Origin of the sequence: Allobosea sp. 67-29, assembly GCF_001898115.1 — a bacterium.
Lineage (GTDB): Bacteria > Pseudomonadota > Alphaproteobacteria > Rhizobiales > Beijerinckiaceae > Allobosea.
The window spans coordinates 1-14,693 of sequence record NZ_MKSQ01000022.1; the positions used below are offsets into that span (position 1 = coordinate 1).

17 protein-coding genes are annotated in these 14,693 nt (G+C 66.0%); 9 read left to right on the plus strand and 8 right to left on the minus strand.

The features are described 5' to 3' along the window. Window positions 1-15: 15 nt before the first annotated feature. Both BGO20_RS15695 and BGO20_RS15700 read left to right on the plus strand, forming a co-directional pair. Entirely contained in the window at window positions 16-333 is a 318-nt protein-coding gene (locus BGO20_RS15695) for a hypothetical protein (protein WP_299858293.1), read from the plus strand. Window positions 334-482: 149 nt separating this feature from the next. Continuing rightward, window positions 483-734 (plus strand): DUF2798 domain-containing protein, encoded by a 252-nt coding sequence (locus tag BGO20_RS15700; RefSeq protein WP_299858295.1) that lies wholly within the window; start codon window positions 483-485, stop codon window positions 732-734. 4 nt (window positions 735-738) lie between these two features. On the opposite strand, the gene BGO20_RS15705 is transcribed toward BGO20_RS15700, so the two are convergent. The 3 genes from BGO20_RS15705 to BGO20_RS15715 are packed head-to-tail and all read right to left on the minus strand — an operon-like array spanning window position 739 to window position 2,026. Next, window positions 739-1,164, minus strand: a complete 426-nt coding sequence (locus BGO20_RS15705) for a secondary thiamine-phosphate synthase enzyme YjbQ (RefSeq protein ID WP_299858297.1) — start codon at window positions 1,162-1,164, stop codon at window positions 739-741. Further along, window positions 1,164-1,775 carry a LysE family translocator gene (locus BGO20_RS15710; protein WP_299858300.1) on the minus strand — a complete coding sequence of 204 codons (612 nt, stop codon included), beginning with the start codon at window positions 1,773-1,775 and terminating at the stop codon, window positions 1,164-1,166. Before BGO20_RS15710 ends, BGO20_RS15705 begins: the two co-directional genes overlap by 1 nt. Then, window positions 1,775-2,026 (minus strand): hypothetical protein, encoded by a 252-nt coding sequence (locus BGO20_RS15715; RefSeq protein WP_299858302.1) that lies wholly within the window; start codon window positions 2,024-2,026, stop codon window positions 1,775-1,777. Before BGO20_RS15715 ends, BGO20_RS15710 begins: the two co-directional genes overlap by 1 nt. Before the next feature lie 146 nt (window positions 2,027-2,172). On the opposite strand from BGO20_RS15715, the gene BGO20_RS15720 reads away from it, so the two are divergent. Then, window positions 2,173-2,361, plus strand: coding sequence for a hypothetical protein (locus BGO20_RS15720; protein WP_299858304.1), 189 nt, complete (start codon window positions 2,173-2,175; stop codon window positions 2,359-2,361). Window positions 2,362-2,548: 187 nt separating this feature from the next. Here the strand turns inward: BGO20_RS15720 and rpoD are convergent, their stop codons facing one another. The 3 genes from rpoD to BGO20_RS15735 form a co-directional block, all read right to left on the minus strand. Continuing rightward, window positions 2,549-4,561: an RNA polymerase sigma factor RpoD gene (gene rpoD / locus BGO20_RS15725; protein ID WP_291660317.1), complete on the minus strand. Its 2,013-nt coding sequence runs from the start codon at window positions 4,559-4,561 to the stop codon at window positions 2,549-2,551. 199 nt (window positions 4,562-4,760) lie between these two features. Then, window positions 4,761-6,659, minus strand: a complete 1,899-nt coding sequence (gene dnaG / locus BGO20_RS15730) for a DNA primase (protein WP_291660315.1) — start codon at window positions 6,657-6,659, stop codon at window positions 4,761-4,763. Between the two features lie 220 nt (window positions 6,660-6,879). Further along, a complete protein-coding gene (locus tag BGO20_RS15735) occupies window positions 6,880-7,341 on the minus strand; it encodes a GatB/YqeY domain-containing protein (protein ID WP_291660313.1) in 462 nt (153 codons plus the stop codon). 167 nt (window positions 7,342-7,508) lie between these two features. Between BGO20_RS15735 and carA the strand changes: the two genes are divergently transcribed. From carA to BGO20_RS15755, 4 genes are all read left to right on the plus strand, one after another. After that, window positions 7,509-8,717: a glutamine-hydrolyzing carbamoyl-phosphate synthase small subunit gene (carA, locus tag BGO20_RS15740; protein ID WP_291660312.1), complete on the plus strand. Its 1,209-nt coding sequence runs from the start codon at window positions 7,509-7,511 to the stop codon at window positions 8,715-8,717. A gap of 18 nt (window positions 8,718-8,735) precedes the next feature. Beyond that, window positions 8,736-9,065, plus strand: coding sequence for an NIPSNAP family protein (locus tag BGO20_RS15745; RefSeq protein ID WP_291660310.1), 330 nt, complete (start codon window positions 8,736-8,738; stop codon window positions 9,063-9,065). Window positions 9,066-9,238: 173 nt separating this feature from the next. After that, the gene (locus BGO20_RS15750) at window positions 9,239-10,054 is read left to right on the plus strand and encodes a prephenate dehydrogenase (protein WP_291660308.1); all 816 of its coding nucleotides are present in this window, start codon (window positions 9,239-9,241) and stop codon (window positions 10,052-10,054) included. Between the two features lie 50 nt (window positions 10,055-10,104). After that, entirely contained in the window at window positions 10,105-10,530 is a 426-nt protein-coding gene (locus BGO20_RS15755) for a group III truncated hemoglobin (RefSeq protein ID WP_291660306.1), read from the plus strand. On the opposite strand, the gene BGO20_RS15760 is transcribed toward BGO20_RS15755, so the two are convergent. After that, entirely contained in the window at window positions 10,531-11,463 is a 933-nt protein-coding gene (locus BGO20_RS15760) for a LysR family transcriptional regulator (RefSeq protein WP_291660305.1), read from the minus strand. A gap of 91 nt (window positions 11,464-11,554) precedes the next feature. Between BGO20_RS15760 and BGO20_RS15765 the strand changes: the two genes are divergently transcribed. After that, on the plus strand, window positions 11,555-12,463 hold the full coding sequence (locus BGO20_RS15765) for a DMT family transporter (RefSeq protein ID WP_291660303.1): 909 nt from the start codon (window positions 11,555-11,557) through the stop codon (window positions 12,461-12,463). Here the strand turns inward: BGO20_RS15765 and BGO20_RS15770 are convergent, their stop codons facing one another. After that, window positions 12,464-13,717 carry an SAM-dependent methyltransferase gene (locus tag BGO20_RS15770; RefSeq protein WP_291660302.1) on the minus strand — a complete coding sequence of 418 codons (1,254 nt, stop codon included), beginning with the start codon at window positions 13,715-13,717 and terminating at the stop codon, window positions 12,464-12,466. Between the two features lie 136 nt (window positions 13,718-13,853). Here BGO20_RS15770 and BGO20_RS15775 point away from each other — a divergent pair, with 136 nt between their 5' ends. Then, window positions 13,854-14,546: a class I SAM-dependent methyltransferase gene (locus tag BGO20_RS15775; protein WP_291660300.1), complete on the plus strand. Its 693-nt coding sequence runs from the start codon at window positions 13,854-13,856 to the stop codon at window positions 14,544-14,546. The last annotated feature ends 147 nt before the right edge of the window (window positions 14,547-14,693 follow it).

Consider the following 14,693-nt stretch of genomic DNA (forward strand, 5'->3'; position numbering starts at 1 on the left):
GACAGGGAGGTGGTCATGACACTCAGCAGAATCCTGATGACCGCGTGGCTCGTCGGTGCGACGGTCACAGCCCCCGCTTTCGCCCAGCAACCCACACCGCGCGAGCCGCCCTGCGCCGATCGCAGCCATGTCGTCGGCCAGCTTCGCGACACCTTCGGCGAACGCATGATCGGCAGCGGGCTGGCCGAGAGCGGTGTCCTGTTCGAGCTCTATGTCGGGCCGACCGGCAGTTGGACCCTGCTCGCCACCAACCCCGCCGGCAGAAGCTGCTTCGTCGGCGCAGGGGAAGCCTGGGAGCCTCTGCCGGAACAGGATCTGTTCGCAGCGCGGTAGACCGCCTTGGCAATCCCGTTCGGATCACCTAATGGAGCCGCCACCGGGCTTCCATCCCGTTCGTAAGCGTCTCACGTCAGGCAACGCACCATTCGGCCAAGTCGTATCGGATGCCTCCGAACGGCCTGCCTCTTGCGAAAGCCTGACTTATGTCCAGCCCTGCCTTCCCTCGCCTCCCCGCCCGCTATGCCGGCGTGGTGATGCCCTTCTTCCTGTCGATCCTGATGACCTTCGTCGTCTCCGGCATCTCGACCGTGAAGGCCCTCGGCTTCACAGCAGAGTTCCTCTGGACCTGGCCCGGCGCCTGGGCCCTGTCCTGGCTCGTCGCCTTCCCGACATTGCTCCTCGTGCTGCCGCTCGTCCGGCGCCTCGTCGCGCTCGTGGTGGCGCCGCCGGCCTGATCGCTTACGCCGAAAGGTGGAGGGCGACCTCGCGCCGATGCGGCATCCGGCGGTGCTCGAACAGATAGATGCCCTGCCAGGTGCCGAGCGCGAGGCGCCCGCCCATCACCGGGATCGAGAGCGAGACCGGCGTCAGCGCCGCCTTGATATGGGCAGGCATGTCGTCCGGTCCCTCGTCGCGATGAACGAGATAGGCCATCGCCGGATCATCCGCCGGCGGCACCAGCCTGCGGAAGAACGCGTCGAGATCGCGGCGCACATCCGGGTCGGCATTCTCCTGGATCAGCAGCGAACAGGAGGTGTGACGCACGAACAGCGTCAGCAATCCGCTCGCCTCGCCGCTGTCCCTCACGAAGGAAACGACGCGGTCGGTGAACTCGTAAAGCCCCGGCCCGCGCGTCTCGACGCTCAGGATCGTCTGCCGCGCCATCAGCGCTCGGTCAGCGCGAGCTTGGCGCCGAGCGCGACGAAGGCGGCGGCGAAGCTCCGGCGCAGCCAGGCCATCACCGCCGGGCGGCTGATGACCTTGTCGCGCATCGCCGCGGCGAAGAGCCCGTAGAGCGCGAAGACGATGAAGGTCATCGCCATGAACACGCCCGAGAGTTCCAGCATGCGCGCGCCCGGGTTGGCCTCGCCGGCCACGATGAACTGCGGCAGGAAGGCGACGAAGAAGATCGAGAGCTTGGGGTTGAGCAGGTTGAGCGCAAGCCCGTCGCGCAGCACGAGCCAGGCCGAGCGCGCATCCGCCTTGGTCTCGACCTTGAGCGCGCCATGCTCCTTGAGCGTCTGCCAGGCCATGTAGAGCAGATAGGCGACGCCGGCATATTTCACGATGGCGAAAGCAAGTGCGCTGGCATGCAGCAGCGCCGCGATCCCCATCATCGCCGCGATCAGATGCGGCACGATGCCGATCGTGCAGGCGAAGGCGGCGAGCACGCTCGCCCGCGAGCCGCGCGTCAGCCCGGCAGCGATGGTGTAGATCGCGCCCGTGCCGGGTGAAGCGACGATGATCAGCGAGGTCAGCAGGAATTCGGGGGACATCAGGAACTCAGCCCTTCGAAGATGCCGCCGATGACGGCGACGACCGCCTCGCCGGTTGCCACGGCAACGGTCCCCACGCCTTGGACCACGGCCCCGGCCACATCGACCGTGACGGTTCCCGCGATATCGAGCGCGCCGCCGATGATGTCGGCCGTGGCGGACCCCGTTTCCTGCTTCGGCTCGCTCTGGGCTTGTGCCTGGAGCGCGGTCTGGGCGGCCTCGATCTCTTCGGGCGTTGGGATACCGGTCATCTGCTCTCCTCCGACGGAAGCACTGATCTTCAAAGCGACTTTAGCAGAACTGTGGCGGAACCAAACGCGCGTAACGGCAGGCAGAGGCTTGACGCCTGCCTCGAATCAGAAAATGTTTATGCTTTGTTCCAGGCCAGGAGGCAGCAGTGGCTACCAATACCGGTAAAGGGCACCGTCAAGGTGCCGTGACGGGCAGAACGCAGTTTCAACAGCCGAATGGAGATTGGCAGAAGCGCGACGAGCGCACCGGCCATTTCATGGAACGCAAGGACAGCCCCGGACCGTTCAAAGGGGTAGCCAAAGAGCCGGATGGGCGCGACACGAAGAATAGCTAGGGCATGTTGATCTTGCTCGGAAACACGGCGTCATCCCGGGCTTGACCCGGGATCCATGCCGGAGCGCTTCCGGTTGAGGTTCAGGCATGGATCCCGGATCTCCGCTTCGCTGCGTCCGGGATGACCTGTCGCTGATATGCAATTGCTGGAAATGAAGAAGGGCGCCAATGGCGCCCTTCGTTTTATCTCAGTTGTCGAGGAAGCTCCTGAGCTTCCGGCTCCGGCTCGGATGCTTCAGCTTGCGCAGCGCCTTCGCCTCGATCTGGCGGATACGCTCACGGGTGACGCTGAACTGCTGACCGACCTCTTCGAGCGTATGGTCGGTGTTCATGCCGATGCCGAAGCGCATGCGCAGCACGCGCTCCTCGCGCGGCGTGAGCGAGGCCAGCACGCGGGTCGTCGTCTCGCGCAGGTTCGACTGGATCGCGGCGTCGATCGGCAGGATCGCGTTCTTGTCCTCGATAAAGTCGCCGAGATGCGAATCTTCCTCGTCGCCGATCGGGGTTTCCAGCGAGATCGGCTCCTTGGCGATCTTCAGGACCTTGCGCACCTTCTCCAGCGGCATGGCCAGCTTCTCGGCCAGTTCCTCCGGGGTCGGCTCGCGGCCGATCTCGTGCAGCATCTGGCGCGAGGTCCGCACGATCTTGTTGATCGTCTCGATCATGTGCACGGGGATGCGGATCGTGCGGGCCTGGTCGGCGATCGAGCGGGTGATCGCCTGCCGGATCCACCAGGTCGCGTAGGTCGAGAACTTGTAGCCCCGGCGGTACTCGAACTTGTCGACCGCCTTCATCAGGCCGATATTGCCCTCCTGGATCAGGTCGAGGAACTGCAGGCCGCGGTTCGTGTACTTCTTGGCGATCGAGATCACGAGGCGCAGGTTGGCCTCGATCATCTCCTTCTTGGCCTGACGGGCCTCGCGCTCGCCCTTCTGGACCATCAGCACGATCTTGCGGAATTCCTGGATCTCCAGCCCGGTCTCGGAGGCGAGCGTGTGCACCTCCTCGCGCAGGTCCTTGATCCGGTCCTTCTCGGCCGCGACGAATTCCTTCCAGCCGCGCGAGCCGAGCTTCGACACCCGTAGCAGCCATTTCGGGTCGAGCTCGCCGCCGACATGCTGCTTCAGGAAATCGTCGCGCGCGACGCCATAGCTCTCGGCGAGGCGCAGCAGGCGCGTCTCATGGCCGATCAGGCGCTTGTTGATGTCGTAGAGCTGCTCGACCAGCGCCTCGATGCGGTTGTTGTTGAGCGAGAGCGACTTCACCGCGGTGATGATGTCGTCCTTGAGCTTCTTGTACTTGCGGTCCTGCGACGGCGAGAGTTTGGTGTTCTCCAGCCGGTTGGCGATGTCCTGGTCCTGCAGGCGGCGCAGCTTCTTGTAGTCGTCGGCGATGGCGTTGAAGGTTTCGAGCACGCGCGGCTTCAGCTCGGACTCCATGGCCGAGAGCGACACGTTGTTCTCCATGTCGTCGTCGTCCATCTCCGGCGGGGTCTCCCCCTCCGCGGTCTCGGCCTGCTCGCCTTCCTCGGCCTCTTCCTCGCCGGCGACGGTCGGATTCTTGCCGTCGGGGCCGGCATAGGTCGCTTCGAGATCGATGATGTCGCGCAGCAGCACCTTGCCGTCGACGAGCTCGTCGCGCCAGATGATGATCGCCTGGAAGGTCAGCGGGCTCTCGCAGAGCCCCGCGATCATCGCCTCGCGGCCGGCCTCGATGCGCTTGGCGATGGCGATCTCGCCCTCGCGGGAGAGAAGCTCCACCGAGCCCATCTCGCGCAGATACATCCGCACCGGATCGTCGGTGCGCTCGCTCGGCTCGAGATTGCGCTTGGTCTCGGTCGGCAGGGTCTGGCGCGAGGCCTCGACCAGGTCGCCGCCCTCGACCTCGTCCTCGTCGGCCGCGCCGTTTTCCTTGCGGTTGGCGCGCTCTTCGCCGGCGGCTTCCGGGTCCTCGTTGTCGACGACGTTGATGCCCTGCTCGCTGAGCTGGCCGAGCACGTCCTCGATCTGTTCCGAGGAGAATTCCTCCGAAGGCAGAACCTCGTTCAGTTCGTCATAGGTGACATAGCCGCGCTTCTTCGCGAGCTTGATCATCCGCCTTACGGCCTGATCGGTCAGGTCGAGCAGGGGGCCGTCGGTCGTCGGGGGGGCATCCGGCACGACCTGATCGGTCTTTTCCCGTTCGCTCGCTTTCGTCGCCATCAATCAGCGCTCCGCATTCGCGCGCCGGCCTCGGAGACAAGGCTCCATACCGACGCATAAAAGGGCGGCGCGACCGCAGGCCCGGCGCGCTCACCCACCCAAATCACTCACCTGCAGATGGCACGCAACGTCGTTGACGAATCGTGAACCACCCTGCAGCTTGCGCACGCATCGACGGCTCCCGCCATTCGCTGGGCAATCAATCCTCGGACATGGCCTCCGTGCCTTCGATCGTCTCGAGGCGGGCCTTTACGTCCTTGATCCAGGCGAAATTGGCTTCGGTCGCTTCGTCAGCCAATGCGCGCTCGGCTGCTCTCAACTCGCTATTTAGCGTTCGCGCGCGATGATGCAAGACGAGCGCTTGATGAATCGAGTCGAAAACCGATTCAGGATCAGCGTCTTGCGCAAGTTTTCTCCGTTCGGCCGGTCCGGTCACCGCCATGAGCTGGTTATAGGCCTCCCGCACCCGCGGTTGCGCCAGGCGATTCGCCAGGGTCTCGCGGTCGAGCGCATCTTCCACCGCGTCGAGCAGCGCCTGCCGCAGGCGCTCCGCCGCCGGCCCGTCGAGCGATAATTCCGCGATCTCGTCGACACAGCGCAGGATGAGCTCGGGATGGCTCGCCAGCGCCAGCAGGATGAAGGCTTCGCGCGTATCCTCGCCGCGCAGCTTCGTCACCAGCCGCGATTGCGTCAGCGCGCTCGAAGCCCGCAAGGGGCCGGCGAGCCAGGGCGGAACCTGCCGGAAGCCACCGCGCCCTGCCCCGCCGCCGCCACGCCCACGCTGGAAATGGCCCTCCCGCCCACCACGCTCGCCACGCGTCGGAGCGGCGCTGGCGAAGAGCTGAGCGAGCCGCTCGTCCATTTCGCGGCGGTAGTGCTTGCGCGTCGTCTCATCGCGGATCTGCCCGAGTGGCTCCTTCAGGCGCCGCTCAAATGCCGCGCGCCGCTCCGGCGTGTCGAGCGGGCCGGCCTCGACCTCGCGCTGCCAGAGCATGTCGACCAGTGGACGCGCCGCCGCGACCACCTCTGCGATCGCCTGCCGTCCACCCGAGCGAGCGAGGTCGTCGGGATCCTGCCCGTCCGGCAGCAGCGCGAAGGAGAGCGACTTGCCGGGTTCGAGCATCGGCAGCGCGATATCGATCGCGCGGCTCGCGGCCTTGCGGCCCGCCTTGTCGCCGTCGAGGCAGATCACCGGCTCGTCGGCCATGCGCCAGAGCAGGCCGAGCTGGTCCTCGGTCAGCGCCGTACCGAGCGGCGCCACCGTCTGCGGAAAGCCCGAGAGCGACATCGCGATGACGTCGACATAGCCCTCCACCACGATCACCTGCCCGGTGTCGTGCGAGGCCTTGCGGGCGTTGTGGTGGTTGAACAGCAGATGGCCCTTGTGGAAGAGCGGCGTCTCCGGCGAGTTCAGATATTTCGCCGCAACCTCCGAACTCATCGCCCGCCCGCCGAAGGCAACGACGCGGCCGCGCGCGTCATGGATCGGGAACATCACCCGGTCGCGGAAGCGGTCATAAGGCACCGCGATCTCTTCGCCATGCACCAGAAGCCCCGCCTCCGTCATCAGCTCGGCCGGGACCCCCTTCCCGGCCAGATGGTCGCGCAGAGCGAAGCGGTCGGCGGGGCCGTAGCCAAGGCGGAAGCGTGTGCGCGCCTCGCCATCGAGACCGCGCGAGGCGAGATAGCGCCGCGCCGGCCCGCCGCGCTCGCCCATCAATTCGGCCTCGAAAAACTGCGCCGCGAGCTCCACGACCTCGTGCAGCCCCTTCCGCTTCTCCTCCTGGACCTGCGCCTCGGCCGTGACCTTCGGCAGGACGACTCCGGCTTCGGCAGCAAGCTTCTCGACGGCTTCCGGGAAGGAGAGCCCCTCGGTCTCCATCACGAATTTGAAGATGTCGCCATTCTTGCCGGAGGAGAAATCGAAGAAGGAGGCCTTCTGGTCGTTGACGAAGAAGGATGGCGTCTTCTCCGCGTTGAAGGGCGAGAGCCCCTTCCATTCGCGCCCCGCCTTCTGCAGGCGCACGCGCTTGCCCACGACCGCCGAGACAGGCAGCCGCGCCTTGATTTCCTCAAGGACGGAGGGCGGGAACTTCATGTTGTCTGATGTGGCCCCTAAGCGATGGAAAGCCAACCTCGAACACGGTCGCGACGAAGCTTGTCGGCAATATCCACAAGCGCCGTCGTCGGGACGAAGCTGTCATTCTCGGGCGCAGCGAAGCGCTGACCCGAGAATCTCATGACCAAAGGGCGCTGCTTTGCGAAATGCTCAGGTCGCGCCCGAGCATGACCGGCAAGTAGTTCGCAGCTAGCAGCGCTCAGCCGCCCAGCGCCGCCTTTACCATCGGGCTGGCCTTGCCGAAATCCATCTGCCCGGCGTAGGCGGCGCGTAGCACGCCGATGACCTTGCCCATGTCCTTGACGGCAGTCGCGCCGGTCTCGGCGATGGCCTTGGCGATCGCGGCCTTCACCTCCTCCTCCGACATCTGCTTGGGCAGGTAGGAGGCGATCACCGCGACCTCGGCGCGCTCGCCCTCGGCAAGTTCCGGGCGGCCGTTGGCGTCGTAGATCGCGATCGACTCCTGGCGCTGCTTGATCATCTTCTGCAGCACGCCGAGGATCTCGTCGGGCGTGGCCTCGCCCTTGCCGGCGCCGCGCGCCTCGATGTCCTTTTCCTTCAGCGCGGCGCTGATCAGGCGGATCGCCGCGACCTTCGCCTTCTCGCCGGCCTTCATCGCTTCCTTCATGTCGGCCGTGAAGCGCTCGCGCAGGCTGGTCATCGCATTCGTCCTTTTCTCTTGCTCTTTTGTCCTGTGCGGCCTGCGCCAAGCTTCATTGACGGGTCGCGCCCGGCTCTTTATGGCTCGCGTTCCAGACCGGCGGAGTGGATTTCTGCAACCCCGCCCCCGCATTCTGCCGCTGGCGCGGCCTGGACCGAGACATAGACATGAGCGCTTCCGAAGGAAACCCCGCCGAGACCGGCTGGACCGAACCGCGCGCGACCGCACTCCTCGTGCTGGCTGATGGCACGGTGCTGGAAGGCTTCGGCCTCGGCGCCGTCGGCGAGGCACCGGGCGAGGTCTGCTTCAACACGGCGATGACCGGCTATCAGGAAATCCTGACCGACCCGTCCTATGCCGGGCAGATCATCACCTTCACCTTCCCGCATGTCGGCAATGTCGGCGTGAACGAGGAGGACACCGAGACCGTGAACGCCGCCGCCTCTTCCGGCGTGCGCGGCTGCGTGCTCCATGCCGCGATCACCGAGCCCTCGAACTGGCGCGCGAACCGGCATTTCGATTCCTGGCTGAAGGCCCGCAACATCGTCGGCATCTGCGGCGTCGACACTCGCGCGCTGACCGCGCTCATCCGCGACAAGGGCATGCCGAACGCCATCCTCGCCCATAGCCCGGACGGCGTCTTCGACGTCGAGCGCCTCAAGAAGCAGGCCGCCGAACTGCCCGATATGGCCGGCCTCGACCTCGTCCCGCTCGTCACCGCCGCCCAGCGCTACGACTGGGACGAGACGCCCTGGATCTGGCCAGCGGGCTATGGCAAGCGCGAGGCGGCGAGCTACAAGGTCGTCGCCATCGACTACGGCGTGAAGCGCAACATCCTGCGCCTGCTCGCCAAGGCCGGCTGCGACGTCACCGTCGTGCCCTCGACCGCGACCGCCGCCGACATCCTGTCGCTCAATCCCGACGGCATCTTCCTCTCCAACGGCCCGGGCGATCCGGCCGCGACCGGCGAATATGCCGTGCCCGTCATCAAGGAACTGCTCGAGAAGAAGGTCCCGACCTTCGGCATCTGCCTGGGACACCAGATGATGGCGCTCGCCATCGGCGGCCAGACCATGAAGATGAAGCAGGGTCACCACGGCGCCAACCATCCGGTGCAGGACAAGACCACCGGCAAAGTCGAGATCGTCTCGATGAACCACGGCTTCGCGGTCGACCCGGCAAGCCTCCCGGATAACGCGGTCGAGACCCATGTCTCGCTGTTCGATGGCTCGAACAGCGGCATCGCGCTGACCGACCGCCCGGCCTTCAGCGTCCAGCACCACCCGGAAGCCTCGCCCGGCCCGCAGGACAGCCACTATCTCTTCAACCGCTTCATCGAATTGATGGCGGCCGAGAAGGCGAAGAAGGCGGCCTGAGCGTTGCAGGAGGCGGGCGTGATCCACCAGTTGCGCATCTACGAGATCTTCGAGCGCAACAAGGCGGCTTTCCATGCCCGCTTTCGCGACCATGCCGCGCGCATCATGGCCCGCCATGGCTTCCGTATCGTCGCCATGTGGGAGACGGCAAGCGCCGGGCGTACCGAATTCGCCTATATCCTTGCCTGGCCGGACATCGCGACGAAGACCAAAAGTTGGGCGAGCTTCATGGCCGATCCGGAATGGGCCGAGATCAAGCGCGTCACCAGGATCGAGCATGGCGACATGGTCGGCGCGATCGAAGATCGCATTCTCACGCCGACGCCCTACTCGCCGCCGCTGGATTGACAAGGGTTGGTCACGCGCGCTTTAAGCGGAGCATGATCGGCCTGCACGCCTTCCTTCACGGCTATTACGCCCCGTCCTCATAGAGGCGGTGGCATTCCCATGTTCAACCGCCGCGCTGGCGGTTGAATTCAGGCAGATCACCCGGCATCGCGGCTCTCAACCGAGCGAGAACGATGTCCTCCAAGATCAGAGCGATTACCACCATCGGCATCATGGGCTTCGGCGCCTTCGGACGCCTGATGGCCCGCCATCTCCAGCCGCATTTTGCCCTGCGCGTCTGCGATCCCGACAGCGCGCCTGCAGCCGATGCGAGCGGCAAGGGCTTACAGCCAGCCAGCGCGGCGGAGGTCGCGGCCTGCGACATCATCATCCTCGCCGTCCCCGTCCCGGCGATCCCCGAGGCGATTGCAGCCTTGCGCCCGCATCTCAAGGCCGGCGCCATCGTGCTCGATGTCGGCTCGGTCAAGATCGGCCCGGCTCGCGCCATGCAGGCGGCGCTGCCTGATAATGTCGAGATCATCGGCACGCACCCGCTATTCGGCCCGCAGAGCGCCCGCAACGGGCTCGCCGGCCTCAAGATCGCGCTATGCCCCATCAGAGGCCGCAGCACTCCGCGCATCGCTGCCTTCCTGCGCCATGTCCTGAAGCTGAAGGTCGTCGTCACCACCGCCGATGCCCATGACCGCGAGGTTGCGATGGTGCAGGGGCTGACACACCTCATCGCCAAGATCCTGGTCCGCATGGAGCCCCTGCCCCGGACGATGACCACGGCAAGCTTCGACCTCCTGATGCAGGCGACCGAGATGGTCCGCTACGACGCGCCCAATGTCTTCATGGCGATCGAGCGCGCCAACCCGCATGCCAAGGCGGTGCGCGATCGCTTCTTTGCCCTCGCCGAGGAGATGCGTCTGTTCCTGGAGCATGGCCATGCCGAAGCGGCGCCATCTTCCGCCCTGCCTCACAAGGTCGCAGAGGTCGCGCAGGCCTAGCCTTCGCGAGCCTCTCCTAAGAGAATGCCGGAAACGCGAAGACCCCAGCGATGTCTGACAATCCCCTGCTCTACCCGGGCGCCGCCCATCCCGACCTGCGCGAGCCGATGATCGCGGAGCTCGTGCGCACCTTCTATGCGCGGGCCCGGGAGGACAAGCTGATCGGCCCGGTCTTCGCGGCCGCCGTCGAGGACTGGGACCACCATATCGGCAAGATCACCGATTTCTGGAGCGGCGTGATGCTGCGCACGGGCCGCTACGACGGCCGCCCGATGCGCCCGCATCTGATCCTGCCCCTGGAAGGCAAGCATTTCGACCGCTGGCTCGACCTGTTCGAGATCACCGCGCACGAAGTCTGCCCGCCTGATATCGCGCAAGCCTTCATCGTCCGGGCGCGGCGCATCGCCGACAGCTTCGAGATGGCCCGCGCCAGCCAGCGTGGCGAGTTCGCGGCGCCGCGGCACAGCCTGCGCTGATCAAGCCACTCTGGCTTCCCGGCTAAGAAAGGCCGCGATCTCCCCGCGATCGGCTCCCGCTTCGAGCGCAATCCGCTCGGCCAAGGCCGCCGCCGAGGGTCGCAGCGCCCCCAAAGGCCGGTCGAGCCAGTAGGAGACCGGGTTCAGCGCCTCACGCTCATCCACACGGACAACCCGCCCCGCCGCCAGTTGCTCGCGCGCCAGCGGAGGCCGCGCCAGGGCGATGCCGAGCCCATGCGCGGCCGCGTCGAGCACGAGATTATAGTCCTCGAAACGCCGATCCTGCGGGCGCGGGCGATAATCCAGCCCCTGCGCCGCGAACCAGGCCTTCCAGCCGGCGGCATCGGAATCGTGGATCAGCGGCTGCGCCAGCAGGCGCTCCGGCGCGCCCTCCCCGATCGCCTCAGCAAGCCTAGGCGAGGCGATCGGAAAGCACCATTCCTCGAACAGCTTGAGCGAGAGCCGGTCCGGCGCGCCGCCACGCCCGCAGCGAATGCCGAGATCGACGCCCTCCTCCTCGAAATCCACCTTGCGATGCTCGACCTGCAGTACGATCCGCAGCGAGGGCGTCCCCGCCTCCAGCACGGCCAGCCGCGGCATCAGCCAGAGCGCGCAGACCGAAGGCGGGGCGCTGACCCGCACCACCGAAGCGCCCCGCACCTCGCGCCAGCGCTCGGAATTATCGGCGATCAGCGCAAAAGCCTCCTGCGTGCGCTGAAGCAGGCGCTGGCCTTCCGGCGTCAGCGAAACACCGCGCGCCTGCCGCAGGAAGACGCGCAGGCCCAGCCAATGCTCTAGCTTGGCGATCTGCCGGCTGACGGCACCATGGGTCAGGTTCAGTGCCTCGGCGGCGGCAGAGAAACTTCCGGTGCGCGCGGCCGCCTCGAAGGCGCGCAATGTATCGAGCGGCGGCAGGTTCGAGCTGTGATCCATTCTCACAGCTCATGCGCGAATTGTTCGTTTGTCAATCAGCTCGCCGAGGCGCTTATCGGGAGCAACTGCTCATCACCGATGGATCGACGCCATGTCCTCCTCAAGCTGCGCTTCACCCACCCTCGCCGCCTCAGGCTCCCAGCGCCTCGATCCGACGCTGGTCTTCACGGTCACTTTCACGGTCATGGCCTGGGCCTCCTCCTTCCCGGCGATCCGCGCCGGGCTCGCCGGTTTCGGCCCGGCCGAGATGGCCGCGCTGCGCTTCGCGCTCGCAGGTGGTCCCGCCGCGCTCTTCCTCATCGCGACACGCGCGAAGCTGCCCGAGCTCGGCGACATCTGGCGCTTCCTCGTCGGCGGCGTGATCTTCATCGCGGGCTATGCGCTGCTCTTGAATTTCGGCCAGCGCGTCGTGCCGGCCGGCCCCGCCGCCTTCATCATCAACACCAACCCGATCATGACCGCCGTACTCGCCATGATGATCCTGGGCGAGCGGTTCAGCCTGACCGCCTGGGTCGGTACGGCCTTGTCCTTCGCCGGCATCGGAGTGATCGCGCTCGGCAAGGGGCTCGATGTCGAGATCGGTATCAGCGTGCTGCTGATCCTCGGCGCCGCCTTCTGCAACGCCATCACCACGGTCGTGCAGAAGCCGCTCTTCGCCCGCTACAAGCCGCTCCATGTCGCTGCCTGGAACATGGCGATCGGCGGCTTCGTGCTGCTGCCCTTCCTACCTTCGGCCATCGAGCAGGCTAAAGCCGCGCCGAGCATCTCCTTCTGGTCGGTGGTCTATCTCGCGGTGGTGCCGAGCCTGGTCGCCTACGGCACCTGGGCGATCACGCTGTCGCGCTTGCCGGCGGCCCGCGCCTCGAACTTCCAGTATGCGGTGCCGCCGATGGCGATGCTGATCGGGTTTCTGTGGCTGGGCGAAATCCCCACGGTCTTCGGCCTGATCGGCGGCGCCATGGCGCTCGCCGGGGTGGTGGTCGTCAACCTCAAGCGCTGATCAGAATCCTTTTGCCTCCAGCGCCTTCTCGTCATCCGCGATGTAGTCGCGGATGATCGGGACGGCGCTTTTGTGCTGACCGAGCAGGAGTTGGAACACCATGTCGCCGCCGATATCGAAGGAGATCGAGCAGGCGCAAAGGTAGAATTCCCACATCCGGGCGAAGCGCTCGCCCATCATCGCGACGACCTCCTCGCGCTTCGCCATGAAGCGCTCGCGCCAGGCCTCCAGTGTCCAGTGATAATGCCGGCGCCAGAGCTCGCAGTCGGACGCCCACAGGCCCGTCTGCTCCTGCGCCGCGAACACCTCCGACAATGCCGGCGCATAGCCCCCGGGGAAGATGTACTTGTCGAAGAACGGTCCGGTGAAGCCGGGCGGCCCGACGCGGCCGATGCAATGGACGAGCGCGATCCCGTCCGGGGTCAGCAGGTCGCGGATCTTCTCGAAATACTCGCCGTAATGCGCGACGCCGACATGCTCCATCATGCCGACCGAGACGACGCGATCAAACGTACCACCGAGCTCGCGATAGTCCTTGTTGATGAACGTCACAGCATCGCCGACGCCGGCCGCCTCGGCTCGCTTCTGGGCTGCCGCCATCTGGTCAGGTGAGACGTTGAGCCCGGTGACCTTCGCGCCGCAGGCCTTGGCGAGATAGATCGCCAATTCGCCCCAGCCGGAGCCGATGTCGAGCACGCTCATGCCGGGCTCGATCTTGAGCTTGGCGGCGATATGGCGGAGCTTCGCCTTCTGCGCGTTCTCCAGCCCGACCTCGGGACTGTGCCAGTAGGCACAGGAATAGGTCATCGTCTCGTCGAGCCAGAGCCGGTAGAAATCGGTCGGAATGTCGTAATGATGCTTGACCTTCTTCCCGGCGACGCCGAGCGGGTTATGCATCCGCCAGCGCCGGATCTTGAAGCGCATCTTGCGGATCGCCTGCTGCAGCGGATCCTTGCGCATCTCGCGGCGCTGCAGCCAGAACAGCGTCAGCAGGTCGTGGATCGTGCCTTCCTCGAAATCGATCCGCCCGTCCATATAGCCTTCAGCCAAGGCGAGCTCGGGATTGAGGAAGAGCTCGCGCTCGACGCGGTTGTCGTGGAAGCGCACGGTGACGGCAGGCGCCGTCTTGGTGACGCCAGCAAAGAGCAGTTCCGCCGGTCCGGCGCCGAAGACATGCCGTTTGCCGTCGGGCGTGATGACCGTCAGGCGGCCGTGGCGGATGAACCGTTTGAGCAATCGCGGCAGCAGCAGCATCGGCGTCTCCGTCCAGACTCGGTCGTATCAGCGCCGCGTGCGAGTTAAGCGGAAACGGCACCGCCCCGAAACCCGCCAGTTGCAGAGGGCGCCCGCATGCGGCTAGAGCCAGTGTCTCGGAGGAGCGACCGAACCCATGTCCTGGCGCGATTTCTGGAACGGCGAGCATGCGATCTATGTCTCTTCGCGCCACAAGACCTTGCACTATCGGCGGATCGCGACCGATCTGATCGTCCATATACCCTCGCCTGGCGCGACGGTGCTCGATCATGGCTGCGGCGAAGCGCTCGATGCATCTCGGGTCGCCGCGGCCTGCGGCCGGCTCTATCTCTGCGAGGCGGCGCCGACTGTTCGGGAGAAGCTGCGCGGGCAGTTCGGCAGACTGGAAAGGATCGTCGTCGTCTCACCGGAGGAGGTCGCGGCGCTGCCGGAAGCGACGCTCGATCTCATCGTCGCCAACTCGCTGATCCAGTACCTCTCCCGCGACGAGCTGACGACGCTGCTGGCGACCTGGCATGCCAAGCTCGCGCCCGGCGGAGCCCTGGTCGTCGCCGATGTCATTCCACCCGATGTCAGCCCGCTGACCGACGCCACGCAACTCCTCGCCTTCGGCTGGCGCGGCGGCTTTTTCCTGGCGGCGCTGGCTGGGCTTGTTCGCACGGTTTTCTCGGATTATCGCAAGCTGCGCGCGCAGTACGGCCTCTCGACCTACACGCCCGAAGCACTCGGCGACCTCCTCCGGGCAGCCGGTTTCGTCGATGTCCAGCGGCCGTCGAATTTCGGCCACAACCCGCACCGGATGACCTTCAAGGCCTTGCGGCCCGCCTGAACCGCGGAGCACAGCTGCTCCCAGACGCCATTTCCAAGACGTTCCGTAGCTGGATGCGTCAGAAGCCCTTGATTCGCAGCGGCGGATATGGCTTTGAGCGCGCTTGCCGTGAAGCCCGGAATGGCCGTGCAGGACCAATTCGCCTGT